Origin of the sequence: Noviherbaspirillum aerium, assembly GCF_008929045.1 — a bacterium.
Lineage (GTDB): Bacteria > Pseudomonadota > Gammaproteobacteria > Burkholderiales > Burkholderiaceae_D > Noviherbaspirillum > Noviherbaspirillum aerium.
This window is the reverse complement of record NZ_VFAH01000006.1, coordinates 184,417-210,778: the sequence shown is the minus strand read 5'-3', so window position 1 is coordinate 210,778 and position 26,362 is coordinate 184,417. Positions and strand designations below refer to the sequence as shown.

The following is a 26,362-nucleotide window of genomic DNA, read 5'->3' as shown; positions in this document are numbered from 1 at the left end:
TGGTGGCTTATCGGATGAAGGTCAAAGTGCACATCTGACCTATAAAACTGAAGTTGCCGAAAAAGTTGAAACGTTGGTTCGGCGGGAGCAATGCTGCTGTAGCTTCCTGCAGTTTCGTATTACCTGGACCTTTGACTACGTTGAACTGACGATTACGGCTCCGGTTGAACCCTTGACGACGTGCACGCCTTGACTGCTCATTTAATTCCTGATTGGCTACCCCATGTCGGTGGCGAGCGGCTGCTTTGAAATAGCCCGCCAATGCATTGGAAGATCGGTACGGAATTTCGACTTTCTTACCCGTCTAATGATGTGGCCGGGAAATTCGATGGAGGATAATGCGGCATAAAAGCACGTCTTCTGGCGTGCTGCCTGACGCAAACATCCATTGCGTCCATTGGTCACACCCTTTGCCAAATGATCCATACAAGGACGCAGTTTCCCGCTGCCTTGCTCTTCTGACTCTCGTCCATCATCAAGCAGATAAATGGCTCTCCTTCTCAATAATCGACTATGGTGAAGATCGGCGCACAACCGTTACAACGCCGTGTACAGCAGGGAGGATTTTCTTAACTTGCTTGGAGGATATCATGCGTGTCTCAGAAGTAATGACGCCCGATGTACAGCTCGCCGCCCCCGACCAAAGCATCATGGACGCAGCCAAAATGATGGCGGAAGGTGATTGCGGCGCGTTGCCGGTTGGCGAGAACGATCGACTGGTGGGAATGGTGACGGATCGCGATATCGTTGTGCGCGCACTGGCACAGGGCAAGACGGATGCAAGCATCCGCGATGTGATGACCGATTCGATCGAATACTGTTTCGAAGATGACGACATCGACGACGTGGCAAGCCGGATGGGCGACCTGCAGGTACGCCGCATGGCCGTGCTTAACAGCGACAAGCGCCTAGTAGGCATTCTGAGCCTTGGCGACATCGCAAACGCCGGCGCGGACCATCCCGCGTCCGATGCTTTGTCCGGCATCTCGGAGCCGCAGCAAGGCGCGCCATTGCACTAGACTCTGACCGACCCTGCTGATTCCGGCCGCATTGCCTCCGGGATGGCGTTGCGTCTCCTTCCCATGGCCTCGCCATGTCGCGTCGCAACGTCTGGTCCCGGAGGCAATCCGCCCCGGCCTTGACTAAGCCGGTCAAGGCAATAACGCTATAGGGCCTGCCGCCCTAATTGTTGATTGCCGATCTGGAGACGTGACTGTAGTCACCTGTCCAACGCGGAGTGCATGGTCATGGAACTGAGCGCCGCGCAACGTCAGCAAATTGAGGATTTGTTGCCGTGGATGACCGCCGCTGTCCTCATAGGACCCATGGTCTACCAAAGGGTCACGCTGCGTAGTCGAGTGGAGAAGAAGAACATGGAAGCAAGGAAGAAGGCGGGGTATTCCTGAGAGAAGGGCGACCCAATACGCCCCATGATCGAAAATAGAGCTGCATGACCCTTACCCGCTCTGAGGAATACGTGGTTGGAGATGGGCCGCGTATTGACTTTGGTACGGGTCAAGGCAAAGGCTTCAAGCAGGGGGAAGTCTGCTGAGGTGTGACAGGAATAAAAAACTTCCAGTTGGGCAAGGCATTTTTATATTGAGCTGCCTCGAATTGCAAAGTAATTCAAAAAACGGGTGTGAAACGGCCGTTTCCAGCGGCAAGTTAGAATCATTTTCTTCATCTTACTTCTCCTTGCCCTTCTGCTGGTCCGATCTTGAAGCACGCCCGCGCAGTCGCTGCGGTGCGATGCGTGCTCCTTTTTGCCATTGCTCTTCAGCGGACTCGGCATAGTACGAGGTTTTACCTCCTTTGCTACTAGACGATTTCCTGAGCAAGAAAACCGCAAAGACCAAAATGGTCAGGCAAAAGAAACATGATGGCGACTGCGATAGCCAGATTGACGCATCCAAGAACGAAGAGTCGCCGATGACCTGTATGCTTCAGCATTTTGATATCTAACGCTCCGCTAACAAGCAAGCCTCATTGGCCGCGAAGCGGGAATTTTCTGTTGCTCGTCCTGGTTCGGCAACGAGTTATTCGGCGGTGGCGATGACCGGGGTGTTCTACCTGAATAAAGCTTGAATAAGCATGGTTCAACGTTTTCCTCAAAAACCCTACTTAACTTTTCCTTGCCAAAGATCTCAACGGCGTAGATAACTCTGTTATTGCCGTCTAGCTGGTTGAACTTTACGTCAATAATCGAGACTCGAAGATAGATTTGGGTATATTCAGCCCCGTTCTCTGCTTGGACAGCAACGCAGGGGAATGCCTTTTTATGTTTTTGGATGTCGGCAGTTACCCGTATATCCAGGACATCGTGAAAGCAGGGCTTGTACACGACGGGAATGAAATTGTTTTCGATTAGAAAAGCGTGAACTTCTCCTAACGCTCTGACATAATTTTTTCTTTCAGCCGTAAATTCCTTTGCATAAACTATTTTCAAAGCTTTGGGCGGTTCCCCATTTGGTCCAACCTGAAAATCTTTTGTTGAATATTCGTCTGAACATCCGGCTGTTAATATGACGGCGAAGAGTAATGCGCCCGCAATAAATTTATGTGTATTTTTCTTTTGCACGATAACGTCCACAATAACCGGCGCATGCAGTCGCGTCAGTATTGATGACAGCGTATGTACCCCCATGCTACTTGCCTATCGGGTGTATGAAGTGTACTGGCAGCTTGGAACGCGGAACAAGCCACAATCCATGGTCGCTCATGAATGCGGTAAGGCTGGGCGAAGGCGGTTCCGTGCGATCTCGCTCTTTAATCTTGTATGTGATCTCGATCCGGTCAGGATCGGATTTTCGCTTTACAGAAACGAGTGTCAGATTTGATCTTTCGCTCGCAGGTCTGAACCCAAGGAAAATCCCGAGCATCATATGTTCTGAAAGATCAATAACCGGCGCTGCCTTAACTTCGCTCTGCATGTCTTTCCAGAGTAATTCTGGTTCAGATTGACTCCGAACCACAGCATGCATTTTCTTGGGTGCGGCTATTGAACTATTGTAGATTTCGAAATGCGGAACATCCGTACTCGATTTTTCGTCAGCGGCGAATGACGACGGTCCCTTTAGAAGAGTTAACGCGACAAGGAAATTGGTGAAAACAGCAAAAGTTTTTCTTCTCATGGCTACTGGATATAACAACTAAATTGATCTACGCAAAGCGTAAGCGTCAAATGGCGAGTCATAGAACATGCAAAGACCCCTTCACCATGAACCTACTGTGACATTAATCGTAGCGGTACCAAAACGAGCAGTCCTACAACGATAAAAACAGTAGTTTTTCGCTTCAATTGCTTGGCTTCGATATCGCCATTATCTGCAAGGTTGTTCAGCTCAAGAGAGCTCGACATTCCGCCACGCTTCATTAGCCTCATCTTTTGCGGAAATAGCCAGATCACTCCGACGCATACCCAAATGAAGAATGCAGCAGCAAAAAGATAATTGAAGTTGATCATGTCAGGCAGAAGCTTTCACAACGATGTTGACAGCGGAGGTGTTACATATAACGTTCTAGGTTGACCGGCGCGTTGCGTAAGCGTCGAATGTGGAGTTAGGTTTCACTCGCATTTCAAACCAAAATTCTTTTGAGCGCTCTTGGCCTCTTCAGGCGGCTCTTTTGTAAGCAGCGCGCACAACGTGAAGTTGCCATACATACGGTGCTCTGATTTGTTGTAGTAGGTCCAATCAACAATTTGTGATTTCCGAAACGGATAGATCTGTCCTTCCCGAACGCCTTTAACTATCCTCGGTGCATTGTCTAACGTTCCCGAAAACTCGTCGCCTCTTTGTTCAAAGGGGCCAATCCAGAAATATTCAGTGTTTTTTCCTTCTCGAATTTCTACTTTTAAGGCGTAGTAGGAAGTTCCTCGTGCAGGTGTCTTTGCACGCAACAGGAAGTCGTCCAGCGAACGACTAGCTTTGAGAAAGGCTTTACGCATTTCTGGTTCCTCGTCCTGCATGAAGAGAAGTTCGTCCTTCTTTGCCTTCTCAATCACGGACTGAGCCTGGGCCGGCAGCGTGGTGAGCAAAAAGAGTGAGATAAAAGCAAGATGGCGCATCAAGTAATCCTAACTAGGTTTATACCGCAGGGTCTGCCTGATAAAACGGGATAGTGCCTGATAAACCATTTCGCTTAGTCCTCCGCAAGGCGCGTGCCGCCTAGCCGGCAGCAGCATACTGTACATTAACAAAATCCTAATTAATCATGAAAACGGCACCCGACATCCTGTTTCTGGGCAACCAGCCAAGTTGCTCGACCAGCTACGGCGTTGCCTGAAACACAGGCACTGCAGCCTCGCCACCGTCAGTCTTTGTGTATTGACAAGATGGTATATCCGCTTTCATCTCCTGCGCCATCCCGCAGACATGGGAGCGCCGGAAATTCATGCCTTTCTGTCGTACCTCTCCAACGAAAGGGGCATTTTCTTATCAACTCATCATCAAGCCTTGTGCGCTCTGCTGTTCTTGTACAAGCAAGGCCTCCAGATGAGCTGCCCTGGATCGACAAGCTCTGTCCACGGCAGCAAAGCCGGCACGGCAGCCGACTGTTCTATCGCGACAGGAGATTGATCTGATCTTTGCCCAGATGTCGGGCACCTATTTGCTGATTGCCCAACTGCTCTACGGGACAGGCATGCGTCTGATGGAATGCGCGCAATTGCGGATCAAGGACGTCGACTTCCGGCGCAGGGACATCACCATCCGCCAAGGAAAGCGGGGCAAGGACCGGCTGACCATGCTTACGCTGTCCTTGGTCCTGCCACTACGCGAGCAGTTGGCGTATGCGGAATCGCTGTATGACTCCTTTTGGCCGGTTCTTAGCCGCAGTGGAATTCTGACGAAGGTCTGCTTGTTGACGCTTTTCCGACACACGTCCCTGATCGGGCTTGCAGATAACAGTCGCCGAGTTTTAACAGACAACTCACACCATTTCCGCAAACCCTATCCGATCCGTCGTCGCCGCCCGGGCATCGTCAAGGTCCACCTTATGCGACGCCAATAGACTTTCCAGCACGTTGTTCATCGTGTGGCAGCCGGGATCCCGGCCGGCGTTCATGTGGGCGCGGATGGCGCCCAGGTCACCCTCTTCGATCATCGATGCAACGGCCGCGCTGATGGTCAGGCACTCGGTGGCCAGATGGTAGCGGTTGCCCTGCTTGGATGGCAGCAGCGCCTGGCAGAGAATGCCACGCAGCGCGTGCGCCAGCGCTTGGCTTTGGGCGTCGGAATTGCCCAGCAGGCGCAGCATCTTCTGCAAGCCAAGCTCAGTCGAGCGCGCGTGCAGGGTGGCCAGAACCAGCGGGCCGGATTCGGCCAAGGCAAGCGCCTCCTGGGCAGTCTGGGCATCACGGATCTCGCCGATCACGATCACGTCGGGTCGTTCGCGCAGCGCGTCCAGCGCGCCAAGGTAGTAGCTGCCGACGTCGGCGTCCTCGCCCACCTCGCGCTGGGTGATAATGCACTTGCGCTGCGGGATCAGGATCTCGACCGGATCCTCGATCGTGATGATGTGGCCGGATCGCTGGCGGTTAATCTCGTCGAGGAGGGAAGCAATCGTCGTCGACTTGCCCTGACAGGTATCGCCGATGATCAGGACCAAGCCGCTGGTCAGTCGTGCGAATTCCTGCTCGTCGGCATGAAGGCCGAGTTCGGCCAGCGCCAGCGGCTCCTTCGGGAAGCGGCGGATCACGCACCCCAGGCGCTTCCTGCCCTGGAAACTGAAGCAGTTGGCGCGGATGCGTGCAGTATGCAGGTCTATCGAGCGGTCGAAGGCGCGCTCGTTGATGCGTTCGGCCCAGTTCGGCTGGATGACGTCAAAGAACTCTTCCAGCTCTTCCTTGGTGATGGGCGAATCGGTGACTGCCACCAGACCCTTTGGCTGGCGCAGCATCAGCGGGCTGTTCTGGTGGATGATAATGTCGGAAAACACCAGTTTCGAATTCAGCAAATGCAGGATCTGCTCGACCAGGGTTCCCATCACCGGGTGGTCTTCATTTTCGATGTACGAAAGGGTCGGAATCTGCGAGGACTGGTGGTATTCCATCATGTTGAATAACCGATGCGATTGATGCACTGATTATAAAACCTGAATGCCGGAAAATGCCGTGCAGCAAGATATTTTTTAACAACCAAGTCCCGGGTGATTCCGTCGCTCTAGTCAGGCCCCGCGGCCGATCGGCCGCCAGCTCAAATGAGCCGAATCACCGGGAAGAAATCAACTTTATAGCGTTCCCGATATCGGTACCTCACAAGGGTGGAATCATAGAATCTTTCGCTGCATCGCCGTAATGCTGTCCCTTAAAATCCACCAGGCAATATGTGGATGATGCCGCAGCTGGGAAGGTGCATATGGCAGATATGCTTCGCCGTACGAGACATACATCCGAACTGGCACGCCCAATTCCCGTGCAATCTTTAAACATCCGTCCATTGGCAGACCGTCAAGCAATTCCAATTCACACGGCGTGCCAGCCTCTTGCAGCCGTCTCAGCGCAGTTGCAGCCAGTCTCGAATCGTGGGTGTCGTCCAGACGAATGCATGAATGCCTATTTGATGCGCCATCCTTCTTGAACTCTTTGGAGTTGCGCCACGGTTCGGCAAGGGTAGAACGAAAGTGCCGGACGCGACCCTGAGCGGACAGTCATGTCATCGGACAGCGATCGCGTTCAGTATTGCAGCTAAGTGTTTAGTATCGACGGGCTTGACCATATGGTGATCAAAGCCTGCAGCCAGGGCAGTGTTGCGGTCGTTCTCCTGCCCATATCCTGTTACGGCGATCAGCACCGCATGGGCCATTTCCGGCAGGCTGCGCAGTCGCTGCGCGACCTGGTTGCCATCAAGCTCGGGCAAGCCGATGTCGATGAGGCACACCTTCGGTCTGTCGGCCTTGGCGCGCTCCAGTGCTCGATAGGGGCCATGCTCGACCAGCACCTCATGGCCGGCAGCTTCGAGCAGCATGGTCAGCATCACTGCCGCATCCACGTTGTCGTCCACCACCATCACCTTCAAGGGCGCCTGCGCCGGCTGCACCCAGTCGCCGCCCTGGCGCTGGCCCACCGACGCTGGTTTCTCTAGCAGGCGCGGCAGGCAGACGGTGAAGGTGCTGCCCTGGCTTAGCCCGGCACTGGCACAGGTAACAGTGCCGCCGTGCAGCTCGACTAGGCTCTTGACAAGCGCTAGCCCCAGTCCGAGCCCACCCGAAGACCGGTCCAAGCTGCGTTCGGCCTGCGTGAACATGTCGAAGGCGCGCTCCACCAGTTCCTTATCCATGCCAATGCCGTTGTCGGTGACCTCAATATGGATTCGGTCTTCCCGTAAAGCAGTCTTTAGCAAAATCGTGCCACCTTCAGGGGTGTACTTGGCGGCATTGGTCAGTAGATTGCTTACCACTTGCACCAGACGTTTCTTGTCACCCGAGACCAAGACGCCATTGCGTGACAGGTCCAGCATCAGCCGGTGCTGTCTTGCGCCCACCAGTGGGCTCACCTGCTCGACAGCGTCGGTCAGGATATGGTTGATATCCAGCGGCGCCTTGTCCAGCTCGACCTTGCCTTGCGTAACGCGCGACACATCAAGCAGATCATCGACCAGACCGGTCATGTGCTCGACCTGACGCCCGATGATTTGACTGGTCTGGCGCACCCGTGCCTCGTCGAGCTTGACCATCTGCAGCAGCTCGGCCGCAGCGCCGATGGGGGCTAGAGGATTGCGCAGCTCATGCGCCAACATAGCCAGAAACTCGTCCTTGCGCCGGTCGGCGTCCCGCAGCTTTTCCTCTGCCTCCTTGCGGCTGGTAACGTCCCGGAAGAATATGGCAAGTCCGCCATCGGTCCTTGGATAGACCCGAAGTTCGAGCCAAGTGACGGTTCCGTCTGCGTGGGGATGCTGGATTTCAAGCATTTCAGATTGCCGCGTTTGCATGACCCGGCGATACATGCGCTCTACTTCCGTTCCAGCGTGCTCCGGCCAGATGTCCCAATGATTCCGACCAACTATCTGATGCCCGGATCGATCGCCCATTCGCAGTCCTTCGGCATTCATGTACAGCATGGTCCAATCGCGGCCGACCATCCCGAAGCCTTCCCTCATCGTGTCGAAGACGGCTTGGCTGCGGTCGCGTTCGATGCGCAGTTCGGCTTGGGCGCGGGCACTTTCCTCCGCTGCCCATGTCCTGTCCACCATATCCTGCGCCAAGGCCACGTCATGTTCAGTCCAAGGGTGGGGATGGGTATCATGCAGGGTCAAGATTGCGCGAAAGTTTCCCTCTTTTATGAGGGGTATCGCAACAAACGCTCGTATGCCTATGCTTGCATAGGCATGGCCGTAAGAAGACGAGCGTTCATCGCTCATGACATCGGCAATTACTACCGTTTTCCCGGCGCGCATTGCTTCACCGATCAACGGGCCAAAATCATCCATTTTGAGCACGACCCCCGCCATTGAAGCCAAGGTGCCATTGACCCAATCACGCTTGATGCGCAGGATTTCGCCGGATTCGTCAGCTGCGGCGTACAGCACGCGCGCTACGTCCAGATGCTTGCCAAGCAACTCGCTGGCCGTTGCAATGACTTCATCGGGATCTACCAAAGGACGCAGTTGGTCCGCCAGAGTGAGCCGGAAATCCAGGTTGCGTGCCGCTGCTGATTTCTCTCTATCTGCGATGACACGGGCGGTGATCTCGACGCCCTGATTGAGCAAGCCGACAATCGTGTCGTCTTCGCCGTAGATTGGAGTCGCGCTGAAATCCCAATACGTCGTCACGTGTTGGCCATTGCGAATCATCGGTATCTCGACGTTGGACGTCTGAAAACCGATGCCAGTGGCGATGCATTGATAGAACGGCTCGGAAACCTGGTCCCAAGCTGCTCCCCAGACTTCGCTGACTGGACGGCCGATTCCGTCAGGATGGCGCTCGCCTAACGAGGGGATGTAGGCGTCGTTATAGAAAAACAACAGCTCTGGCCCCCAGAGCACCGCCCCCAACATAGGCGAGTTGAGTACCGCTGCCAGCATGGAGCGAAGTGATTGCGGCCAAGTGGCGACTGGGCCGATTGGCGATGCTGACCAGTCCTTGGCGCGCATCATCTTGCCCACTTCACCACCACCGGAAAGGAAAGCTGGATGATGGCTCAGGGGAAACTGCCCGGATAAGATTGTCATTGCGGAAAAGGCGATAAAAAGGCGATAAGCTAGACGCTAACAGAATGTCGCCTTTTCTGAAAAGTCGGGAAACCTGCGACGTAACAAATCCTGGTTATACGCTGCAATGTTAGGTTGTGAATTGAGGACGAAGTCAGGATGCAGCAATCGTCTGCTTATGGCCGCATTCGACGCTAGACCGAAAGTGTGCTGCTGGGAGCTTCAGGACACCTTCCAGATTTTGCCTTGCCGAGCCTAACCTGACGTTGCGCTCTCCTGGAAGCGGATAATTGCGCTGCGTCATTCTATCTTCGCGGACCGGTAGTGATTATTCCACCGTGAAACAGGCCGGGCGTGCGGTTCCAGATAATGATTATCCAACGCTTGCGGCATACCCGGTGGTCCGCAGCGCCTCGCTCAGGCCATCAGTCCGAATTGCCGGATTCGCCCGGTTTCCCGGCAACCAGCGTGGTCTCGCCGTCGGCATTCAGCTTATCGATTCCGTGATTGAACGGATTGGTAATGAACATGTTGCCTGCGCCGTCTGCGGCGAGCCCCGGCCCCTTACTCAGCCCCTTACCCAGCTCCTTACTCAGCCCCTTACCTAGCTCCTTACTCAAACCCCTAGACATTCTCCTTACCTGAAGGCGCAGTGACAGTCCGGGTTCGAGTGTGAATGCGGGTCGATTCACCTTCATCCCTGTGCGCTCTGATCGAGGGCGGCGCCGTCATGTCCGTGCTGGAAGAGTGCAGTGTGCGGGACCCATTGGCAAGCGGGACGCTGCGGTTACTGTTGCCTGGTTGGAGCTTGCCTTCGGCAGCAGTCCATGGGGTCTGCACCTCGGGGGTTGCTTACCGCGAAAGTGCGGGCTTTCATCGACTTCTATCATGAATAGCTGAGGCGCACGCCAAGCCTTGGTGTTGACTGAATGAGAGGCATAAGGCCAACGGTCGGCTGCAAACAGCAGCGGACCGATTGTGGACTCAGGCGAGAACCAGGCGCTGAGGCAGGACCACGCATGGGATCACTGCTATACGAATACGTAGAGAACTGTGTGGCCGTTTCCGGTCCCTATTTCTCTACCTGTTGACGCTTTCGGAACTCGGCCGCCTTATGGCGGTTGCCGCACAAGGCCATGCTGCACCAGCGTCGGCGATGCGATTTTGTCCTGTCGTAGAACCACATGACGCAATCCGGATGCTCGCACTGGCGCACCAGTTCGAATTCCCCTGTCGCCAACAGCTCTGCTACCGCTTCGGCCACCTTGCCGAGCGAGTGTAGCGGTGACTGCAAGAGCCCGCGCCGCACCAGGCGCACGCTGTCCTTTGTCCACTCGAGTACCGGTACCGACTGCTGGAGCGCCAGGTAGCTGTTCAGCCGCTGTGGATCTCCCTGCTCGCCGCGCTTGCGCAATTCGATGAGCTCGCGTGCCGTCGCACGCAGGTCTTTCGCCGCGGCCAACAAAGCCTCCTGATCGACCGCTTCCGGAGTTCCTCCATCAATGCCGCAACGCTGCAGCCACCGCGATACGTCCTCGCCGTTGCGCCAGAAATCGATGCGCTGCCCTCCGGTTCCCGCCTCGGTGTTGAGCAGGTCCAGCGCCAGGTGGTCAGCCAGCAGCATCGGTTCTGCCGGGCCGGATTGAAGTTCGCTATCGGCCATGACGCCCTCCATTTGAAATAACCATAAAAATTATACTTGAATGGTTACTCGATGCGTGCAATACTCCATTCAATAACCTGTAAAGATGATTTTTACCAGTTACCAGCCGCCACCAAGGAGAGCATCATGAACAAAGGTATCCGTCCCGCCGTCTTCGCCGCAGCCCTCGCCGCCACCAGCGTCGGCACTGTCCAGGCACAAGCCGCAACCCAAGCCCCGGTCGTGCACCACGGGAACATCCAGGTCGATGGCGCGAACGTGTTCTACCGTGAGGCTGGTCCGAAGAATGCCCCGGCTGTGCTCCTGCTGCACGGCTTTGGCGCTTCCTCGCATATGTTCCGCGATCTGATGCCTTACCTGGCAAGCGGCTATCGCGTCGTGGCACCGGACCTGCCGGGCTTTGGCATGACTGCCGCGGACAAGTCGTTTCGCTACAGCTTCGACAACCTGGCCAAGGTGATCGATGCCTTCACTGTTGCCAAGGGCATGGATCGTTACGCAATGTACGTGTTCGACTATGGCGCACCGGTAGGCTGGCGTCTTGCCGTGCGCAATCCGGAAAAGATCACCGCCATCGTCACCCAGAACGGCAACGCGTATGAAGAAGGGCTAAGCCTAGGCTGGGCGCCGATGCGCGCAGCCTGGGCCGATCCGACGGCCGAGAACCGTGAAGGCCTGCGCAAGTTCAACACGCTGGAGATGACGAAGTGGCAGTACATGGAGGGCGTCAAGGACACCTCCCGCGTTGCACCTGACGGCTACATCCTTGCGCACGCGGCTACCGAGCGCATCGGCGTGGAAGTGCAGATGGACCTCTTGATGGACTACGGCCAGAATATCAAGCAGTACTCGCAAGTGCACGCCTACTTCCGCCGCTACCAGCCGCCCACGCTGGCGATCTGGGGCAAGAACGATCCGTTCTTCATTCCCGCCGGGGCCGAGGCATTCAAGCGCGACAACCCGGAAGCGGAAGTGCGCTTCCTCGACACTGGGCACTTCGCGATCGAAACGCATGGCGCCGATATCGCACGCGAAATGCGCAGCTTCCTCGACCGCCATGTCGGTGCGGGCAAGCGCTGACATTAGCTTCGGTGATTTCTCGCCCATCCACCATTAGCAGGCTGTTGAAAAACGATTTTTCACCCACTATTTTGATTTTCAAGGGTGCTCAAACCATTGGCGACTTCAAGATATTCGCTTGTAAGGCGTTTTAAACGGCCAGAATATTTCGCGCTCCCACCTGCAAAGGGTTTTTCAGCAGCCTGCTAGCCGCGCGTGCGCCGGTAATGCATGGCGGCGGCGCCGTTGCGCAGTGGCGTTGCCGAGACCAGCTCGAGCCGTCGCGTGCTGGGTAGACCGCTCTGGTACAGGGTCGGGCCGTGACCGGCGATCCTGGGGTGGAGGAGGAACCTGTATTCGTCGATCAGATCCAGCCGGTCCAGCTCGGTCGCGAGCTTGCCGCTACCGAGGAGCACGCCGGCAGGGGTTGCTTGCTTGAGCTCCTGCACCCTCGTACGCAAGTCGCCAGCGATGTGGTGGCTGTTGTTCCAACCGAAATCCGTTCGCGTCGACGACACCACGTACTTCGGCTTGGCCTCCAGCTTGACCGCCCACTCGCGCATCGCTGGCGGCGCCTTCTCGTCGCCGCGAGCGACCGCCGGCCAATAGCTCTCCATCATCTCGTAGGTGACGCGGCCCCACAGCATCGCCCCTGCGTCGTCCATGAGACGGGTGAAGAAAGCGTGCGTCTCGTCGTCGGCGATTCCCTCCCGGTGATCGACGCAACCGTCGAGTGTGAGGTTGATGCTGAAGGTCAAGAGTCCCATGGCTACAATTCTACTTCGAGTTGGACCGACCGCTGGAGTGCCGTTTGCCGGACAATGGACAAGCATGACTTAGCTGTCGCTCGACAAGGCTATGCCGCCGGATGCGCCTGCAAGCTATAAGACCTTTTCGCAAGCGTTCGCTGGTTGATGATCTGATCAGACGTTTTGGTGCCGGTTTCCGTCGAGCCTGTGCAGTTCTACAGATGTCGAGCTCGGTCCATGACTACCAGTCCGTGGCATCGGACCAGACATTGCGGAGCCACCGGATGCGCCCCGCATGTCATCATGCCGGATCCGGACGGAAAAATTCCTCAAGATAAGTGGAAGCTGATGGTATCCATCGATACTTGTTTTGGATCGTACCAGTTAAATATACGATTTGACATGTATCGACCGCCAATCAATGATGTCTCCACCGCCATTAAGGAGCGGAAAAACAAATCAGGAGACAACGATGGCCTTGATACCTCGACTTGCAGGAACTATCGGACTGCTCATTGCCGCAGGTTCTGCGCTTGCGCAAAACTATCCGACCGGACCAATCACGCTGGTGGTTCCTTTCGCCGCCGGGAGCGGCACGGACGGGGTGGCACGCGTAGTCGCGCAAAAGCTCGGTGAACGTTTGCGCCAGACGGTGGTTGTCGATAACAAGCCTGGTGCCAGTGCCCAGATTGCGGCAGTGCATGTGGCTGGCGCAAAGCCGGATGGCTATACGCTTATCATGACAACGAACACCTCGCACTCCGCCAACCCGAGCCTGTTCAAGACGCTGCGCTACGACCCCGTGAAGGATTTCACGCCGATTACCCTGGTGGGTGAATTACCGTTCGCCGTAGTGGTGAATCCGAAGCTTCCGGTGCGGACGCTCAAGGAATTCATTGACTATGCAAAAGCCAATCCGGGCAAGCTGTCCTATGGCACTCCTAACAGCACTTCCCTGGTGGCCACTGAAACGATCAAGCGGCTGGCCGGCATCAACCTGCTGCAGGTACCGTACAAATCCAGCCCTCAAGCCATGACGGATCTGATCGGCGGCCAGATCGACTTTTATGTCGTGGATTTCGGGTCCGGCATGTCCATGCTCAAGACAGAAAAGGTCAAGACGCTGGCGGTGACCACTGCCGCCCCCTCGAAGCTGTTGCCCAGCGTGCCACCGGTAGCGCAGACCGTGCCGGGGTTTGACCTGACATCCTGGAACGGCATCCTTGGACCGGCAGGCATGCCTAAACCCATCGTTGAACGGCTCAACACTGAAATCCTTGCTGTACTGGCAGACAAGGAAGTGCAGGACAAGCTGTCTGCGCAAGGCTTCCAGGTAGGGCCTTCGGCCTCACCGCAAGACTTCGCAAAGTATGTGGTTGCCCAGCGCGATCACTGGAGCAACCTGATCAAGCAAGCCGGCATCCAGCCCGAATAACAGGTCAGGACCATCACGCAATGACAAAGCAATCAGGCCCGCTCGCGGGCGTCCGAATCCTCGACATGACATCCGTGATCATGGGTCCGTATGCGACCCAGATTCTGGCGGCGCTGGGCGCCGACGTGATCAAGATCGAGACCCCGGAAGGCGACAACATGCGGCACGTCGGACCGATGCGCAATCCGGGCATGGGGCATATCTTCCTTCATGCGAACCAAGGCAAACGCAGTCTCGTGCTGGATCTGAAGCAGCCGCAGGGGAGGGACGCGGTGCTACGCCTGGCGGAGCGCGCCGACGTGCTGATCACGAATGTGCGGCCGCAGGCCGTTGCGCGGCTCGGACTGGATTATGAATCCGTGAAGCAGCGCAACCCGGGCATCATTCACGTCAGTTGCTGCGGCTTTGGCCAGGACGGACCATACGCGGGGAAGGCCGCGTATGACGACCTTATTCAAGGGGCAACTGGCCTGCCTTGGCTGATGCAGCGGTATGGCTCCGAGCAGCCCTGCTATGCACCTGTCACCATGGGCGACCGGGTCACCGGTTTGCATGCGGTATATGCGGTGACAACGGCGCTGTATGCGCGCGAGAAGACCGGCATCGGACAAGCTGTGGTCGTGCCAATGTTCGAAGCAATGGCGCAATTCGTGCTCGGAGACCATCTGGCGGGATTATCGTTCGAGCCTCCGCAAGGCGAAGCCGGGTACGCCCGCCTGCTCACGACGCACCGACGGCCTTACCGGACGCGGGATGGCTACCTCTGTGTATTGATCTACAACGACAAGCACTGGCGCAACTTCTTTGCCGCCATCGGCACGCCGCAACGCTTTTTCGAGGATCAGCGCTTTACCACCCACGGCATGCGCGCCGCCAATATCGATGCGGTCTATGCGGAAGTTGGCGCACTGATGCTGGAAAGATCCACGGCCGAATGGCAGGCGCTGCTGGACAGTGCCGACATCCCCAACATGCCGATGAATTCGCCGGCGGACTTGCTCGAGGATGCGCATCTTCGGCAGACAGGGTTTGTGCGCAGGGTGGAACACCCGACAGAAGGCACATTGAATATCACCGGCAATCCGGTGGCCTGGACGCATACCGTACCGGACCCCGACGTCGCGGCGGCCCCGCAGCTCGGCGAGCATTCAGCCGAAATCCTGGCGGAAGCCGGTTACTCGCAGCTTGAAATTGAACAGATGATGGCAGCCGGTGTCAGCGCCGGTCATCCACGCCCAGAGGAGCGAAGTGAATGAGTTACAAATATCTCGTACGCGCCGGCGAAGCGCCCGGCTACTCGCCAGCCAATCATACCGGCACACTCAACCGGCGCCTAATTGGCGCCGAGAACGTCGGTGCCAAGCATCTGGAAGTGGTGCTTGGCGTGATCGAGCGCAATGGCGGCGCCTTGCCCCATGCGCACCCAGGGATCGAGCAGGTGTGCTACCTGCTGGAAGGAAGCGCGCGTGCTGAAGTGTGTGGAGAAATCTTCGACATGGAGCCTGGCGACACCTGTTTTTTTCCAGCCAATGAGATGCATGTCTTTACCGTTACCAGCGAACAGCCGGCACGCGTGCTGGTTGTCTACAGCCCGCCTTATGCAGAATCCAACGCGCGGACCGCGGACGCAAAGCAGGAGTAGTCGATGGATTTCATGCTGAGTGAAGAGCAGGAGCAGATCCGGAGCGCAATTGAAAAGCTGTGCATTCCGTTCAACGATGAATACTGGGCCGCCAGGGACCGCGACGGCACCTTTCCGGACGACTTCCACCGCACGCTGGGTGAAGCCGGCTGGCTTGGCATTGCCATGCCGGAAGCCTATGGCGGCGCAGGGCTGGGCATCACCGAAGCGGCGCTCATGATGCAGACGATTGCCGGCACCGGCGCCGGACTATCGGGCGCCTCGGCAGTGCACATGAATATTTTCGGGCTGCATCCGGTGGTCGTGTTCGGGTCCGACGAGCAGAAGCAGCGCTGGCTGCCGCCGCTCATCCAGGGACATCACAAGGCCTGCTTCGCGGTGACCGAACCGAACACCGGGTTGAATACGCTCAAGCTCAAGACACGTGCGGTACGCCACGGCGACCACTACGTGGTGACCGGGCAGAAAGTGTGGATATCCACCGCTCAGGTCGCCAACAAAATGCTGCTGCTGGCACGCACGACACCAGTCGAAGAGGCGAAGGGCACGGATGGCTTGTCGCTGTTCTACACTGACCTTGATCGCAATCATGTGGAAGTGCGGGAAATCGAAAAGATGGGGCGCAAAGCCGTCGACTCGAATCAGGTCTTCATCGATGGCTTGCGCATTCCGGTGGAGGACCGGATCGGCGAAGAGGGCAAGGGCTTCAGCTACATCCTGCACGGCCTCAATCCGGAGCGCATCCTGATAGCCGCCGAAGCGATTGGGCTGGGCAAGGCGGCACTGCGCAGGGCCGCGCAGTATGCGAAAGAGCGCATTGTATTCGACCGTCCGATCGGCCGGAACCAGGGCATACAGCATCCCCTGGCAAAATCATGGATGGAGCTGGAAGCGGCCAATCTCATGGTGTTGAAGGCTGCATTTTTGTACGATACCGACAGGCCTTGCGCGGCGGAAGCCAATTCAGCCAAGTATCTTGCCGCTGAAGCGTGCTTCCATGCCTGTGAAAATGCGATCTTCACCCATGGCGGCATGGGTTATGCAAAGGAATACCATGTCGAGCGTTATCTGAGAGAATCATGGATACCAAGGCTGGCGCCGGTCAGTCCCCAGCTGATTCTGTGCTTCATTGCGGAAAAGGTACTTGGCTTGGACAAGTCATATTGATGATTGCCGCACCGCGTTCGAGGAGCACAATCCGCCATGACTTCAACACCCCATCGATTTCAGGAGATTCATGGAGCTCAGGCACTTGCGCTATTTTGTTGCCCTTGCCGAAGAACTGCACTTCGGCAGGGCAGCGCTGCGGCTGGCCATCACCCAGCCGCCGCTGAGTTTCGCGATCCAGTCACTCGAAAAGGAACTCGGCATCCGCCTGTTCGAACGCGACAACAAGCACGTCGCCCTGACACCGGCCGGCACTGCGTACTACATTGAGGCTCAAGCCATCCTTGAACGGATAAAGCTTGCGAACGATACGGCTCGCTCAGTGGCATCAGGCAATCTGGGCAGGCTCGATATCGGCTTTACCGGATCCATGGTGTACCGGCATGTGCCGCGCATTGTGTCCGGCTTCATTGACCAGCATCCAGGTATCGAAGTGACGCTGCGCGAGCAATCCTCGATGGAACAGATCGAAGGACTGCAGCATCTGCAGCTCCACGCCGGGTTCATCAATACGCCGCATGTTCCTGAAGGATTGAGCGGACTGGCCCTGCCCGAAGATCCTTTCGTGTGCTGCGTGCCCGATACTCACGTGCTTGCCACAAGAACGCACATCGAACTGAAGGAGCTCGCGGAAAGCCCGTTCATCATGTTTGCCCGCGAGGTTTCTCCCGCCAATTATGACAACGTCATTTCGATCTGCCGACACGCAGGGTTCGAGCCCCAGACACGCTTTGCAGCCCGCCAATGGCTGACTATCGCCGCGCTGGTGGCAAACGGGCTGGGGGTGTCGATCGTACCGCAGTCATTAACGCGTTCTGCGATTGCGGGGGCAAGGTTCGTCCCGATAGCGAATGCGCATGCCGTATCGTCCGCATATCTTGTCTGGAACCCGGAAAGCAAGACGCCTGCGTTGCAGTATTTCCTTGATGAGGCAGGCAAGAAGCTGGCGGCCCCGCATGGGGCGATGGAAGCGTAACGAGGCGGGAAAAATAGCCTGTTGCAAGTTCACCTCTAGGCAATCTGAACACTGGTGCTGATTGCAAGCGATCGCATGAGTGTCTTGGTGACAGGCGTCTTCTCGCAGATATCGGCCAGTCGCTGCCGCTTTTCCTCATCAATTGCGGCACCGATGCGGACTGTTCGTGTCATGTTTTCCGTGCCGTCGGCGTCCCTTGAAAACTTCACGTCCACTTCAATGCGACCCAGCTCCCATTTTTTTCTGTCGCCGTACATGCGCAGCGTCAGTGCCGTGCAGGCAGCCAACGACGCCAATAGTAATTCATAGGGAGCCGGGCCGGTGTCGGTTCCGCCTTGGGCGACTGGCTCGTCCGCTTTGAGTTCGTGATGCCGCGTCCTTACGATTTGTTGATAACCACTGTCACAATATAGATGAACGGTTGCCACTTGATTTCTCCAATAAAAGGGTTCGATGATGCAAGCCCTACGTTGCCGGTATTTCCAGAGGCGGTTGCAGTACTGGCCTGTGTAAGACTTTAGCCATTGCATCGGCCAGGTCGCGTGCTTTCAGTGGTTTCTTCAGCACCACATCAGCTTCCATGTTGATGCTTGCCTGCTGCAAGGATTCACCAATATAGCCACTGATCAGGATGACCGGTATGCGCGGAGCCACCTTGCGTGCCTCCTGGATCAACACGGCGCCGGACATGATCGGCATGCGCCCATCCGTGATCAGCACATCGAAATCACCGGGATTGGCTTGGATCGCTTGCAGTGCCATCGTGCTGGACGTGAAGCTATAGACGGCATATCCGAGATCGGACAAGATTTCCGCATGCAACAGCAGCAGGGCTTCATGGTCGTCAATGATCAGAATGCGTTCGCCATTGCCTTTCTGCAGGGGAGACAAGCTGTCTGCATTGGTGTCTTCCACATCGCCCGCATAAGGAATATAGATCGAGAACCTGCTGCCACGGTTAACACTGCTCATGACATCAATGGCGCCGCCAAACTGGGTAACGATGTTGTGGACAAGGGACAAGCCAATCCCGGTTCCCAGGCCAACTTCCTTGGTTGTGAAAAACGGCTCGAAGATGCGCCCTTGAACCTCCGGGTCCATTCCCGTGCCGGTATCTGCAACCTGAAGCACCACGTATTTGCCGGCGCCGACGACCCCGGTTGTGGCGACGTGGGAATAATCAAGGGTTTTGAGATCCAGAATGATGGTCAGCGTTCCCCCCGATTTCATCGCGTGGGCGGCATTCGTCATCAGGTTGACCACGACCTGGTGGATCTGCGTCTGATCGCCCATCATCGCCGCCTTGCCTGCGCTCAGTTGAGCCTCCATGACGATATCGGCCGGAAGGCTGGCGCACATCAGGTCGATCGCTTCACGTACGACCGGCTCCACCTGAACCTTCACGTACTCCGTCATTCCGCTGCGGCTAAAGGAAAGAATGCGGTCCGCCAGTGTTCTACCCCTTTCTCCCGCACGCATTATCCTCTCGACGTTACGCGCAAGACGAGTCCCGCTTTCAACATCTTCGGATGCCATTTCGCCATAACCAATGATGACGCCCAGGATGTTGTTGAAATCATGTGCGATGCCGCCAGCCAGCGTACCAAGCGCTTCCAGGCGCCGGGATTGTTCAAAGGCTGCTTCGACACGTTTGTGCGTGTCGATGTCGCTGACCGAGCCCGCGAGCCGCGTCGGCTTTCCTTCGGCGTCCCGTACGCAAAGTCCGCATATACGCACCCAGCGGTATTCGCCCGCCTTCGACTGGATGCGCCATTCGCCGTCATAAGCTTGCGCGGTGCCTTGCAGATAGGCATTGATCATTCGCAGCTGCGGTTCCACGTCCTCCGGATGCAGGGTAATCATGCTGCGCCACTCCTCACGCCTGCGTATTGTCGGTCCCGGTTCCAGGCCATAGATGCACTGTGCCCGCGAGGATATGAACATTTCATCTTTGCTGATATCCCAGTCCCAGATACCCTCCGCCGATGCTTGCGTTGCCAATGAAAACCTTTCCTGCAATGACAGCAGGGCGGCATCGGTTCTCTTGCGTTTGACCGCGACGCCGATCAAGTGCGTGAACTGCTCAATGATGGCTTTTTGCTGGCTGCTGGCATGGCCTGGCTGTTTTGAATGCAGGTTGAAGGTTCCGAGCGCCTCGCCGTCAGGGGCGCGAATCGGCGTAATGAAGGTCGCGCGAATGCCGTGTTTCAATGCCAGTGCCCGGTAGATGGGCCATTGGCAATCGGCCTCGATATCGACAATGGAAAGCGTGCCGCCATCGTCTATCGCCGCCGCGCAGGGAAAAGCATCCGCACCAAACTCGTCGCTGTCGATGGCTTCGGAAAAACTCTTCGGCAAATTGGGTGTGACCGTGTGGGAGAGACTCTTTTCCTGATCGTCGATCAGACCGATCGTTACCAGCGAGTCGGGCGAAATCTGATCGACGATGGCGCACATCGTGGTGAGGAAGGCGCTCATGGAACTGCCGTTGGCGATCATCTCCAAAAGCACCTTTTCGCCGGACAGCAACGACTGCGCGCATTTCAAATCGTCTACGTCCGTGGCTTGCACATGCCATTGAAGGACTTCTCCGGGCGCGTCAAACCGCGGGGTAACGCGGATCAGAAACCAGCGATACGCGCCGTCACAGCGTCGTATCCGTACTTCGAACTGGCCCGCATTCTTGCCCGCCATCAGACTTTGCCAGGTCGCATGAGCAACCACCACATCCTGAGGGTGCAATGCATCTTGCCACCGGCCGCCCTTTTCGAACGTGCTGGTCGTGCCGGTATAGTCCTGCCATGCCTTGGTTAATTCTTGCATGGATCCATCCGACTTCAGAAACCACATCCTTCCCGAGAAGGCTGTATTGTCGGACGCGGCCCTCATGGTAGTGCCTGTCGTAGAGGTCATGCGAATCTCGCTTCGGGCCGGATGGTGAATCGGTAACCGAGATGCGGTTCATGCACTATGAAGTTGGTCGGCGAATCCAGCGGATTTATTTTCTTGCGCAGACCTTCGATGTGTAAAGCCAGCGCAGTTTCCTGCTCATCTTCCGGCATTGAAAGAGACGCAATCGAAACCAGTCGGTTCCTGGAAAGACATTCGTCACCATGAGCGAGGAGGGTTGCGAGCAGGCCGAACTCCATCTGTGTTAGAACGACGATTGCGCCGTTTGGCGCGAACAGGCGGCGTGTACGCAGATTTAACTCCCACCCGGCAAACCGGTAAGCCAGGGCCTGCGGCAGCGCGTTGGAAACGGGCTGCGGCAAGCCATTCTCCTGGATCATTTCGCTGACTTTACCGAGCAGCTCGCTCGGAGAGAACGGCTTGGCAAGGCAGGTGCTGACAAACGGCATGTTGTCATGGGACTGGGCCGCCTCCTGGTTCCGAGCGGTCAGGAAAACGATGGGCAAGTTCGAGTTCTTATAAACTTCCCTTAGCAGCACCCTGCTATCGATATCCGGCAGGTCCACATCAAGAACAAGCAGATCAATGGATTGCTGATTAAGAACTTGCATCATGGTCGGCCCGGTCGACGCCGACCATACTTGAATCCCTTTATCTTCCAGGCAGTCAATAGCCAACTGCCGGATGCAAGGATCGCCATCGACAACAAGCACGCGCATAGTCCATGCTGGGTTTGCGTCCTCTTTCACAGTCTCTTTCCGTTCGTCGTTTAAGCGAAACCGGAATATTACCTTCCTGCCGTACCAAATTAGGCCGACATGACCTCGGATATGTCATTTGAAATATTCGGTCGTGTGAAAACTGGCAAGACCATAACCGCGAAGTGGCTTCCCCCGGCGCGCCGCCACGTTCCTTCCTGAATGCTGCATGCGCCGCGTCAGTTTTAAGTAAGGGGAGACAGCGGTCGAACAAATAATCATGTCGCTCGAAGCACGCACGATAGCCGGCCGTGTTCCTTCGAGTCATTGCCGATTGCAACGCGTCTTGGTAACTAACGAAACATTCACATATCAAATGACATCTTGCGGGATACCGCTGGCATAAGAATGAAACATCGTTTTGCGAGTATCTGGACACTGCAGCAAAAAAGCCGCGGATGAAGTCAATGCCACTAAAACGAGGAATCAAATGTCCAATAACAACAACGATGTACCCGCCACGCTCACCCGCCGATCCGCTCTCAAGGGCGCTGTAGCCGCGGCCGCCCTCGGTATATCCGGGGCAGCAAGCGCGGATAAGCCTGACGCAAAAATTCAACCCGCAAAAACAGGAGCGAAGTCCATGAACACGATCACAACGAAAGACGGCACTACACTGTATTTCAAGGACTGGGGCAATGGCCAACCCGTCGTATTCAGTCACGGCTGGCCCTTGAGTTCCGACAGCTGGGAGTCTCAGATGATGCACCTGGCGTCCAATGGTTTTCGTGTGATTGCCCATGATCGGCGCGGCCATGGCCGGTCCACCCAGCCATGGAATGGCAATGAAATGAACACGTATGCCGATGACCTGGCGTTGCTGATGGAGACGCTTGATCTGAAGAACGCGATTCTGGTCGGATTCTCCACGGGAGGGGGCGAGGTCGCAAGGTATATCGGTCGCCACGGCACCAAGCGCGTCGCAAAGGCGGCGCTGGTCTCGGCCGTGCCGCCGCTGATGCTCAAGACTGCCGCGAACCCGGGCGGATTGCCTGTCGATGTGTTCAACGGCTTGCGCGCCGCGTCGATCGCGGACCGTTCCCAGCTCTACAAGGATATCGCCAGCGGTCCTTTCTTTGGCTTCAACCGGCCGGGCGCGAAGGTATCGCAAGGCATGATCGATTCCTTCTGGGCGCAGGGCATGCAGGGCGGGCACAAGAATACCTATGACTGCATCAAGGCATTCTCCGAGACCGACTTCACCGAAGACTTGAAGAAATTCGATGTGCCGACGCTGGTCATCCATGGTGACGATGATCAGATCGTGCCGATTGGGGCAAGTGGCCTGATGTCGGCCAAGCTGGTGAAGGGCGCCAAGCTCATCGTGTACCCAGGCGCGCCGCACGGTCTGACGGATACCCACAAGGAAAAGCTGAACGCGGATCTGCTCGAATTTGCGAAGTCGGCAGACAAGTCGGCTGCATAACTTTAAAGGCGTATTTCCATGATTACAAAGTCTCCGTTGTCAACTGCGTCCGGTATTCCGGTGGCCGATGATCAGAACTCGCTGAGCGCCGGCAGGCGCGGTCCGCTGCTGCTGCAGGACTTCCATCTCGTCGAAAAGCTTCAGCATTTCAATCGCGAGCGTATTCCAGAGCGTGTGGTGCATGCAAAAGGATCGGGAGCGTATGGAACGTTCACCGTGACCCAGTCACTGTCGCCATATACCAAAGCAAAGCTGTTTAACGAGGTGGGCAAAAAGACGGAGACCTTTGTACGATTTTCCACCGTGGGCGGCGAGCGGGGCAGTGCGGACACCGTTCGCGACCCGCGGGGATTCGCGGTCAAGTTTTACACGGAGGAAGGCAACTGGGATCTGGTGGGTAATAACACGCCGGTGTTCTTCATCAAGGATCCGGTCAAGTTTCCGGACTTCGTCCACACGCAAAAGCGCGACCCCGGAACCAACCTCAAGTCGCCCACGATGATGTTCGATTTCTGGAGCAAGGCGCCGGAGAGTCTGCACCAGGTCACGATGCTGTTTGGGGACCGCGGCATTCCGGACGGCTATCGGCACATGGACGGGTTCGGCAGCCATACCTATAGCCTGATCAATCATACCGGGGAGCGCTTCTACGTGAAGTGGCATCTGAAAACCCGGCAGGGAATCAAGAACCTGAGCCAGGAAGTCGCACTGCGGCTTTGCGGCGACGATCCGGATTATGCGCAGAGAGACCTTTATTCCGCGATTGAAAGCGGCGATTATCCGCAATGGGACGTTTTCATCCAGATCGCTACCGAACCCGCGCTCGCAAATTGGGAAACGCGCACCGGCTGGAATCCGTTCGATTTGACGAAGGTCTGGCCGCACGCGGATTTCCCGCTATTGCGCGTCGGCCTGCTCGAACTCAACCGCAATCCTGCCAACTATCATGCCGAGGTAGAGCAGGCGGCTTTTTCTCCAGCCAACGTCGTACCGGGCATGGGCTATTCGCCTGACAAGATGCTTCAGGGACGGCTGTTTGCTTACCACGACGCGCAGCTGTATCGCGTTGGCACTAATCATCAACACCTGCCGGTCAATGCTCCCCGATGCCCGTTTCACAATTTTCAGCGTGATGGAGCGATGGCAGGCAGCAACGGCGGCGCCGGAGCGAACTATCATAATGTTCATGCCCGAGGCACGTCGCCGTCAGGATTGGGGCATGGCGAGCCAGGCCTGCCTCTCATCGGCCACGCCGGCCGTTACGACGGGCGAGGCCAGGAAGATGATTACCAGCAGGCAGGCAATCTGTTCCGATTGATGGACGCCCAGGAGAAGCAGCGCCTGTTTGACAATCTGGCGGGTCCGTTGAGTCAGGTGCCGGAAGAGATCCTGCATAGACAACTCGGCCTTTTCCAGAAGGTCGACCCGTTGTACGCGGCAGGCGTATGCGCAGCCCTGACAAAACGGGGCGTACACGCACATTATGTGAGGAACAGCGGCTTCGAGTTGAATGCCGACGCCACCAGCTTCGCCTAGGCCACGGCCTAGTCAGGGCCGTGGCAGATTGCCGCTGGAATAAGGCGTGACGAGGCGACTTGGCAAGGCCATGAGAAGGAGTCACAACACAGTGCCGGCGGCAATCTGACCGGGATAGCAGGCAGGTCAGAGTGAAACCGCTCTAGCTTGTCCGGTGGCTCCCGAAGCCAACGTACACAGCCTATCTAATGATGTCGACAGGTACAGTCAGCACATAACCGGAGCCACGTTCCGTCTTGATAAGCTGCGACGTGACACTCCCGGGAGCCGCAAGCTTCTTCCTCAGTCGTCCGATCTGTACGTCGATTGCACGATCATAGACCTCATCGTTGTGTAAACGGGATTTGCTGAGAAGGTCGTCACGTGTCAAAACGCATTGAGGCGCAGACAGGAACGCCAGAAGCAGATTGAATTCATTGTTGGTCAGGTCCACGGTCGCACCGTCAGGAAAAGTGGCGCGCCGAAGACCCACACTGACTTCCAGTCCGCCAAAACGGTATCCGCGGACTTTTGCAAGACCGTTGGAAATGGATTCCATGGCCTTGGTTCGACGAAGCAAGGCACGGATTCTTGCCAGTAATTCGCGTGGTGAAAAAGGTTTGGTGAGATAGTCGTCGGCACCGAGCTCCAATCCCATGACACGGTCGGCTTCGTCCTTCAGACCTGTGACGATGATGATCGGAATCGTACATGCCTCGCGCAATCTGCGCGCGATCTGCATCCCGTCCTGTCCCGGCAGCTTGACATCAAGGATGATCAGGTCGATGGCTTTATCTGCCAGTGCCTCCATGATGCCGGTGCCGTTACTGAGACCGGTGACGCAAATATCATTATCGACGAGATAATCCGTGATCATTTGCCGCATGCCGTCGTCATCCTCGACTACCAGGACGTGGGTTTTGGCGGAATAGGGACTGGTAATCGGTTGCGGCTCTACCGAGCTCTTCTGGTCCAGAAAATACCTGCGAGATTCGGTGGCTATTGCAGACATGTGTTTCTCATATGATCTAAAAATAATGCAAAATCAGCAACGGGACCGAGGTTGCAGAGGCAATGCGTGCATGCGTCTCCATTTTCAAAAGCCTCTGCCTTCCCTGCGGCGAATTCACGGGCTGGATAGCGATCTATTCAACATGCGACCTCCACGGGAACGTTGAAGATATACCCGGTACCACGTTCAGTGCGAATAACGGAAGCATCGAATGCCAGTTTTTTCCGCAATCTGGCAATCTGAACGTCAATAGACCTGTCGTACACTTCATCATTGCGCAGCCTCGACTTGGTTAAAAGCTGGTCACGGGACAACAGGCGCTGGGGCGAGGCCAGAAACGCGGCAAGCAGATTGAATTCCGCATTGGTAAGACAAACCCGATCTCCACTCGGCAGTGTCGCGCTGCGCAAGCGAACACATATTTCCCAGCCGGAGAAACGGTAATAACGGATCTTGGACAATTCGCTCGCGATCGATGCGTGTGCTCGCGTGCGGCGCACGAGAGCGCGAATTCGTGCAAGCAGCTCCCGGGGAGAAAAGGGTTTCGTAAGATAATCGTCGGCGCCGAGTTCAAGACCCATGACTCGATCCGCCTCTTCCCTCAATCCTGTCAGGATCAGAATAGGGATGGACGAAACCTCTCGTAATTTGCTCGCTATGTGCAGGCCGTCTTCACCCGGCAATTTGCGGTCCAGGATGATGAGATCGATGCATCCTCTGGAAAGCACATCATCGATTCCCCGGCCGCCAGCTAATCCGGTGACACGGATACCATTGTCACCGAGATAATCTGCAATCAGCTCTTGTATGCCTGGATCATCGTCGACCAGCAAAATATGCATGCCACTAGGCAGCGAATCGTTTGATAGCATCGGATCCAAGCCGTGTCTCCGGAATCAGTAAG

The 26,362-nt window shown here is 56.4% G+C and carries 25 protein-coding genes; 12 read left to right on the top strand and 13 right to left on the bottom strand.

The window, feature by feature from the left end:
* The first annotated feature begins 578 nt into the window (after nucleotides 1–578).
* Both FH061_RS11635 and FH061_RS30410 read left to right on the top strand, forming a co-directional pair.
* Nucleotides 579–1,019 (top strand): CBS domain-containing protein, encoded by a 441-nt coding sequence (locus FH061_RS11635; protein ID WP_225984614.1) that lies wholly within the window; start codon nucleotides 579–581, stop codon nucleotides 1,017–1,019.
* Nucleotides 1,020–1,247: 228 nt separating this feature from the next.
* A complete protein-coding gene (locus FH061_RS30410; RefSeq protein WP_192805021.1) occupies nucleotides 1,248–1,406 on the top strand; it encodes a hypothetical protein in 159 nt (52 codons plus the stop codon).
* 563 nt (nucleotides 1,407–1,969) lie between these two features.
* Here FH061_RS30410 and FH061_RS11630 read toward each other — a convergent pair.
* The 4 genes from FH061_RS11630 to FH061_RS11615 all read right to left on the bottom strand — a co-directional run bounded on the left by FH061_RS11630 (nucleotide 1,970) and on the right by FH061_RS11615 (nucleotide 4,066).
* Nucleotides 1,970–2,644, bottom strand: a complete 675-nt coding sequence (locus FH061_RS11630) for a hypothetical protein (protein WP_151635987.1) — start codon at nucleotides 2,642–2,644, stop codon at nucleotides 1,970–1,972.
* Nucleotide 2,645: 1 nt separating this feature from the next.
* Nucleotides 2,646–3,131, bottom strand: coding sequence for a hypothetical protein (locus FH061_RS11625; protein ID WP_151635986.1), 486 nt, complete (start codon nucleotides 3,129–3,131; stop codon nucleotides 2,646–2,648).
* Nucleotides 3,132–3,223: 92 nt separating this feature from the next.
* Entirely contained in the window at nucleotides 3,224–3,463 is a 240-nt protein-coding gene (locus FH061_RS11620; RefSeq protein ID WP_151635985.1) for a hypothetical protein, read from the bottom strand.
* A gap of 102 nt (nucleotides 3,464–3,565) precedes the next feature.
* A complete protein-coding gene (locus FH061_RS11615; RefSeq protein ID WP_151635984.1) occupies nucleotides 3,566–4,066 on the bottom strand; it encodes a YegJ family protein in 501 nt (166 codons plus the stop codon).
* 190 nt (nucleotides 4,067–4,256) lie between these two features.
* On the opposite strand from FH061_RS11615, the gene FH061_RS31760 reads away from it, so the two are divergent.
* Entirely contained in the window at nucleotides 4,257–4,577 is a 321-nt protein-coding gene (locus FH061_RS31760; protein WP_192805020.1) for a phage integrase N-terminal SAM-like domain-containing protein, read from the top strand.
* Complete coding sequence (locus FH061_RS31755; protein ID WP_404822447.1) at nucleotides 4,504–5,010, top strand: tyrosine-type recombinase/integrase; 507 nt, start codon at nucleotides 4,504–4,506, stop codon at nucleotides 5,008–5,010. Before FH061_RS31760 ends, FH061_RS31755 begins: the two co-directional genes overlap by 74 nt.
* Here FH061_RS31755 and FH061_RS11600 read toward each other — a convergent pair.
* From FH061_RS11600 to FH061_RS11590, 3 genes are all read right to left on the bottom strand, one after another.
* The gene (locus FH061_RS11600; RefSeq protein ID WP_151636070.1) at nucleotides 4,930–6,051 is read right to left on the bottom strand and encodes a type IV pilus twitching motility protein PilT; all 1,122 of its coding nucleotides are present in this window, start codon (nucleotides 6,049–6,051) and stop codon (nucleotides 4,930–4,932) included. The genes FH061_RS31755 and FH061_RS11600 overlap by 81 nt on opposite strands.
* Before the next feature lie 602 nt (nucleotides 6,052–6,653).
* Nucleotides 6,654–9,167 (bottom strand): ATP-binding protein, encoded by a 2,514-nt coding sequence (locus tag FH061_RS11595; protein WP_225984613.1) that lies wholly within the window; start codon nucleotides 9,165–9,167, stop codon nucleotides 6,654–6,656.
* Nucleotides 9,168–10,218: 1,051 nt separating this feature from the next.
* Entirely contained in the window at nucleotides 10,219–10,809 is a 591-nt protein-coding gene (locus tag FH061_RS11590; RefSeq protein WP_151635982.1) for a CGNR zinc finger domain-containing protein, read from the bottom strand.
* A 126-nt stretch (nucleotides 10,810–10,935) separates the two neighbouring features.
* Here FH061_RS11590 and FH061_RS11585 point away from each other — a divergent pair, with 126 nt between their 5' ends.
* Nucleotides 10,936–11,889 (top strand): alpha/beta fold hydrolase, encoded by a 954-nt coding sequence (locus tag FH061_RS11585; protein WP_151635981.1) that lies wholly within the window; start codon nucleotides 10,936–10,938, stop codon nucleotides 11,887–11,889.
* 185 nt (nucleotides 11,890–12,074) lie between these two features.
* Here FH061_RS11585 and FH061_RS11580 read toward each other — a convergent pair whose 3' ends face one another.
* Nucleotides 12,075–12,635, bottom strand: coding sequence for a dihydrofolate reductase family protein (locus tag FH061_RS11580; RefSeq protein ID WP_151635980.1), 561 nt, complete (start codon nucleotides 12,633–12,635; stop codon nucleotides 12,075–12,077).
* Nucleotides 12,636–13,089: 454 nt separating this feature from the next.
* Between FH061_RS11580 and FH061_RS11575 the strand changes: the two genes are divergently transcribed.
* The 5 genes from FH061_RS11575 (at nucleotide 13,090) to FH061_RS11555 (ending at nucleotide 17,837) form a co-directional block, all read left to right on the top strand.
* Nucleotides 13,090–14,052, top strand: a complete 963-nt coding sequence (locus tag FH061_RS11575) for a Bug family tripartite tricarboxylate transporter substrate binding protein (RefSeq protein WP_151635979.1) — start codon at nucleotides 13,090–13,092, stop codon at nucleotides 14,050–14,052.
* A 20-nt stretch (nucleotides 14,053–14,072) separates the two neighbouring features.
* Nucleotides 14,073–15,308 (top strand): CaiB/BaiF CoA transferase family protein, encoded by a 1,236-nt coding sequence (locus FH061_RS11570; RefSeq protein WP_151635978.1) that lies wholly within the window; start codon nucleotides 14,073–14,075, stop codon nucleotides 15,306–15,308.
* Entirely contained in the window at nucleotides 15,305–15,694 is a 390-nt protein-coding gene (locus FH061_RS11565) for a cupin domain-containing protein (protein WP_151635977.1), read from the top strand. Before FH061_RS11570 ends, FH061_RS11565 begins: the two co-directional genes overlap by 4 nt.
* Before the next feature lie 3 nt (nucleotides 15,695–15,697).
* Nucleotides 15,698–16,861, top strand: coding sequence for an acyl-CoA dehydrogenase family protein (locus FH061_RS11560; RefSeq protein WP_151635976.1), 1,164 nt, complete (start codon nucleotides 15,698–15,700; stop codon nucleotides 16,859–16,861).
* Nucleotides 16,862–16,931: 70 nt separating this feature from the next.
* Nucleotides 16,932–17,837: a LysR substrate-binding domain-containing protein gene (locus FH061_RS11555; RefSeq protein ID WP_151635975.1), complete on the top strand. Its 906-nt coding sequence runs from the start codon at nucleotides 16,932–16,934 to the stop codon at nucleotides 17,835–17,837.
* A gap of 35 nt (nucleotides 17,838–17,872) precedes the next feature.
* Here the strand turns inward: FH061_RS11555 and FH061_RS11550 are convergent, their stop codons facing one another.
* From FH061_RS11550 to FH061_RS11540, 3 genes are read right to left on the bottom strand one after another with little or no spacing between them, the layout of a single operon-like run.
* The gene (locus FH061_RS11550) at nucleotides 17,873–18,265 is read right to left on the bottom strand and encodes an OsmC family protein (protein ID WP_151635974.1); all 393 of its coding nucleotides are present in this window, start codon (nucleotides 18,263–18,265) and stop codon (nucleotides 17,873–17,875) included.
* Between the two features lie 37 nt (nucleotides 18,266–18,302).
* On the bottom strand, nucleotides 18,303–20,687 hold the full coding sequence (locus FH061_RS11545; RefSeq protein WP_225984624.1) for a PAS domain-containing protein: 2,385 nt from the start codon (nucleotides 20,685–20,687) through the stop codon (nucleotides 18,303–18,305).
* A 59-nt stretch (nucleotides 20,688–20,746) separates the two neighbouring features.
* The gene (locus FH061_RS11540; protein WP_151635972.1) at nucleotides 20,747–21,496 is read right to left on the bottom strand and encodes a response regulator transcription factor; all 750 of its coding nucleotides are present in this window, start codon (nucleotides 21,494–21,496) and stop codon (nucleotides 20,747–20,749) included.
* Nucleotides 21,497–21,935: 439 nt separating this feature from the next.
* Here FH061_RS11540 and FH061_RS11535 point away from each other — a divergent pair, with 439 nt between their 5' ends.
* Nucleotides 21,936–22,931, top strand: coding sequence for an alpha/beta fold hydrolase (locus FH061_RS11535; RefSeq protein ID WP_225984612.1), 996 nt, complete (start codon nucleotides 21,936–21,938; stop codon nucleotides 22,929–22,931).
* Between the two features lie 18 nt (nucleotides 22,932–22,949).
* Entirely contained in the window at nucleotides 22,950–24,467 is a 1,518-nt protein-coding gene (locus tag FH061_RS11530) for a catalase (protein ID WP_151635970.1), read from the top strand.
* Between the two features lie 181 nt (nucleotides 24,468–24,648).
* On the opposite strand, the gene FH061_RS11525 is transcribed toward FH061_RS11530, so the two are convergent.
* On the bottom strand, nucleotides 24,649–25,458 hold the full coding sequence (locus FH061_RS11525; RefSeq protein WP_151635969.1) for a response regulator transcription factor: 810 nt from the start codon (nucleotides 25,456–25,458) through the stop codon (nucleotides 24,649–24,651).
* A 137-nt stretch (nucleotides 25,459–25,595) separates the two neighbouring features.
* Entirely contained in the window at nucleotides 25,596–26,330 is a 735-nt protein-coding gene (locus FH061_RS11520) for a response regulator transcription factor (protein ID WP_151636068.1), read from the bottom strand.
* Nucleotides 26,331–26,362 lie beyond the last annotated feature (32 nt).

Excerpts from the sequence above, each read along its gene's own strand:
- FH061_RS11590 (WP_151635982.1), bottom strand. The coding sequence starts at position 10,809 with ATGGCCGATAGCGAACTTCAATCCGGCCCGGCAGAACCGATGCTGCTG.
- FH061_RS11620 (WP_151635985.1), bottom strand. The coding sequence starts at position 3,463 with ATGATCAACTTCAATTATCTTTTTGCTGCTGCATTCTTCATTTGGGTA.
- FH061_RS11545 (WP_225984624.1), bottom strand. The coding sequence starts at position 20,687 with ATGTGGTTTCTGAAGTCGGATGGATCCATGCAAGAATTAACCAAGGCA.
- FH061_RS30410 (WP_192805021.1), top strand. The coding sequence starts at position 1,248 with ATGGAACTGAGCGCCGCGCAACGTCAGCAAATTGAGGATTTGTTGCCG.
- FH061_RS11625 (WP_151635986.1), bottom strand. The coding sequence starts at position 3,131 with ATGAGAAGAAAAACTTTTGCTGTTTTCACCAATTTCCTTGTCGCGTTA.
- FH061_RS11630 (WP_151635987.1), bottom strand. The coding sequence starts at position 2,644 with ATGGGGGTACATACGCTGTCATCAATACTGACGCGACTGCATGCGCCG.
- FH061_RS11555 (WP_151635975.1), top strand. The coding sequence starts at position 16,932 with ATGGAGCTCAGGCACTTGCGCTATTTTGTTGCCCTTGCCGAAGAACTG.
- FH061_RS11580 (WP_151635980.1), bottom strand. The coding sequence starts at position 12,635 with ATGGGACTCTTGACCTTCAGCATCAACCTCACACTCGACGGTTGCGTC.
- FH061_RS11615 (WP_151635984.1), bottom strand. The coding sequence starts at position 4,066 with ATGCGCCATCTTGCTTTTATCTCACTCTTTTTGCTCACCACGCTGCCG.
- FH061_RS11560 (WP_151635976.1), top strand. The coding sequence starts at position 15,698 with ATGGATTTCATGCTGAGTGAAGAGCAGGAGCAGATCCGGAGCGCAATT.
- FH061_RS11565 (WP_151635977.1), top strand. The coding sequence starts at position 15,305 with ATGAGTTACAAATATCTCGTACGCGCCGGCGAAGCGCCCGGCTACTCG.
- FH061_RS11530 (WP_151635970.1), top strand. The coding sequence starts at position 22,950 with ATGATTACAAAGTCTCCGTTGTCAACTGCGTCCGGTATTCCGGTGGCC.
- FH061_RS11595 (WP_225984613.1), bottom strand. The coding sequence starts at position 9,167 with ATGACAATCTTATCCGGGCAGTTTCCCCTGAGCCATCATCCAGCTTTC.
- FH061_RS11535 (WP_225984612.1), top strand. The coding sequence starts at position 21,936 with ATGTCCAATAACAACAACGATGTACCCGCCACGCTCACCCGCCGATCC.
- FH061_RS11585 (WP_151635981.1), top strand. The coding sequence starts at position 10,936 with ATGAACAAAGGTATCCGTCCCGCCGTCTTCGCCGCAGCCCTCGCCGCC.
- FH061_RS11575 (WP_151635979.1), top strand. The coding sequence starts at position 13,090 with ATGGCCTTGATACCTCGACTTGCAGGAACTATCGGACTGCTCATTGCC.
- FH061_RS11570 (WP_151635978.1), top strand. The coding sequence starts at position 14,073 with ATGACAAAGCAATCAGGCCCGCTCGCGGGCGTCCGAATCCTCGACATG.
- FH061_RS11525 (WP_151635969.1), bottom strand. The coding sequence starts at position 25,458 with ATGTCTGCAATAGCCACCGAATCTCGCAGGTATTTTCTGGACCAGAAG.
- FH061_RS11600 (WP_151636070.1), bottom strand. The coding sequence starts at position 6,051 with ATGGAATACCACCAGTCCTCGCAGATTCCGACCCTTTCGTACATCGAA.
- FH061_RS11520 (WP_151636068.1), bottom strand. The coding sequence starts at position 26,330 with ATGCTATCAAACGATTCGCTGCCTAGTGGCATGCATATTTTGCTGGTC.